This window comes from Paenibacillus darwinianus (assembly GCF_000598065.1).
In the GTDB taxonomy this organism is placed as follows: Bacteria; Bacillota; Bacilli; order Paenibacillales; family Paenibacillaceae; genus Paenibacillus_I; species Paenibacillus_I darwinianus.
On the sequence record NZ_KK082215.1, the window covers coordinates 46645 to 48738 of the forward strand.

General features: G+C 59.3%; 2 protein-coding genes. Both read right to left on the reverse strand.

Features of this window, described 5'->3' with window-relative positions; genetic code table 11:
* On the reverse strand, nucleotides 1-733 hold a 733-nt coding region (locus tag BG52_RS14265; protein ID WP_036667538.1), incomplete at its 3' end, for a DeoR/GlpR family DNA-binding transcription regulator.
* A 20-nt stretch (nucleotides 734-753) separates the two neighbouring features.
* A partial coding sequence (locus tag BG52_RS14270; protein ID WP_036667539.1) for a rhamnulokinase occupies nucleotides 754-2094 on the reverse strand: 1341 nt, incomplete at its 5' end.

The following is a 2094-nucleotide window of genomic DNA, read 5'->3' on the forward strand; positions in this document are numbered from 1 at the left end:
CCCGCAGCCGCTCCAACGATTCCTTCGGCAGGCGGCGGTCCGTTATTACGGCGTCGATCTCGCGAAAATCCGCGACATGCGTAAAGGCCTGCACGCCGAATTTGCTTGCGTCGGCCAGCAGATAGACACGATCGGCCATACCGACCATTTTCTGCTTCACTCTCGCCTGCAGCTCGTTCGACTCGCTGACTCCCCTCTCCAAATGAACGCCCTTGCAAGAAAAGAATGCTTTGTCGACGTGATAGGCGTCAAGCGACCGCTCGGCAAGCGGGCCGACATAGGAAAGGGAACGCTGCGCGAGTATTCCCCCCGTCGAAATGACCTCGATCCGCTCCTTGCCGCTTAGCTCCAAGGCTACCTTAATCGAGTTGGTCAGCACGGTAAGTGGCATATCGTCAGGCATTATCGCTGCCATGTACCACGCCGTCGAGCTGGCGTCGAGCAGGATCCGATCGCGCGGGGCAATATGCCGGATCGCCTCAGCTGCGATTCGGCGCTTCTCCTCCGCATTTGCGATCTCGCGCTCCGCATAAGGCGTCTCCGACTGCAGGTCCTTGACGCTGACCGCGCCGCCGTGAGACCGGCGCAGCCTCCCCATCTGCTCGAGACGATCCAGGTCGCGCCGGATCGTTTCCTCCGTAACGCTGCACAGCTCGCTCAGCTCGGTAACCCGAATGCTGCCTCTCTCGTTGACCAGCTGCACGATTCTCTCATATCGCTCCGCGACCAGCATGCCGTTCCACTCCCTGTCCGTTAATTACCGAGTCCCGCGATTCGCCGGAACGTTCCGTATGCATGCTCCCACGTTTCCCGCTCCTCCGGCTCGTACACCGTAACCTGGAACGAATCGCGAATGGCTTGCCGCGCTTCCCAAATATCGCTGAATGCGCCCTGCGCGATCCACTGCACTGCGAGATTGCCGATCGCGCTGCCTTCCGCCGGTCCGGCCCATACGGGCTTGCCGATCGCATTCGCCGACCACCGGCATAGAAGCGTGTTCCGGATGCCGCCCCCGACCATGTGGAGACCGTTGAACGAATGTCCGGACAAGCGCTCGGTCAACTCAAACACATAGCGGTATTTTAAGGCTAAACTTTCCAAAATACAACGAACGATTTCACCCGGCTCGTCAGGCGGATGCTGTCCGGTCGCCTCACAATATTGCCGGATGCGGACGCGCATATCGCCCGGATGCAGGAACAGCGGATCGTCCGGGTCGATGAACGCGCCGAACCGCGGCGCCTGCTCGGCCAATCTCACCAGCTCCGGATAGGAATAGGCATGCCCTGTCCGATCCCATTCCCGCTTCATTTCCTGCAAAACCCACAGGCCCATGATGTTTTTCAACAGCCGGTACGTGCCCCCGACCCCGCCCTCATTCGTAAAATTCAGCTCGCGTGCCAGCTCGTTAATGACCGGCTGTTCAACCTCCGTGCCCATAAGCGACCAAGTGCCGCAGCTTAAATAAGCGAATGTGCGGTCCAGCGCCGGTACGGCGGCAACGGCCGATCCGGTGTCATGCTCGGCTGCGGCGATCACCGGGATCCTGTCGACACCAAGCTCGGAAGCGACCGATGGCAGCAGCAGCCCCGCAGCTTCGCCGGGTTCGGCAATGCGGCCGAACAGTGACGGCGAAATGCCGATTTTTGCGATAAGCTCATGATCCCAACCGGCTGTCGACGGGTTGTAAAGCTGTGTAGTCGTTGCGTTGGAAAATTCATTCAGCAGCTCGCCGGTCAAAAAATAACGGAGCAGATCCGGAATCATCAAGAACCGGTCCGCTTCCCGCAGTAGCGGAGAGTCAGCCTCCTTCAACGCCGCCAGCTGATAAATCGTATTGAACGGCAGAAATTGAATGCCCGTCCGCCCGAAAATGTAGTCCCGCGTCAGCCGTTCGCCGACCTGCTCCATGACGCCATCCGTGTGCCTGTCCCTATAATGGTACGGGTTGCCGAGCAGCTCCCCGTTTCGCCCGATCAGGCCGAAATCGACGGCCCACGAGTCGATGGCGAGGCTTTGCGGGGTTTCGCCTTTATGCTTTGCCTTCAACAAGCCTTGTTTGATTTCATGGTGCAGCCGCAAAATATCCCAATG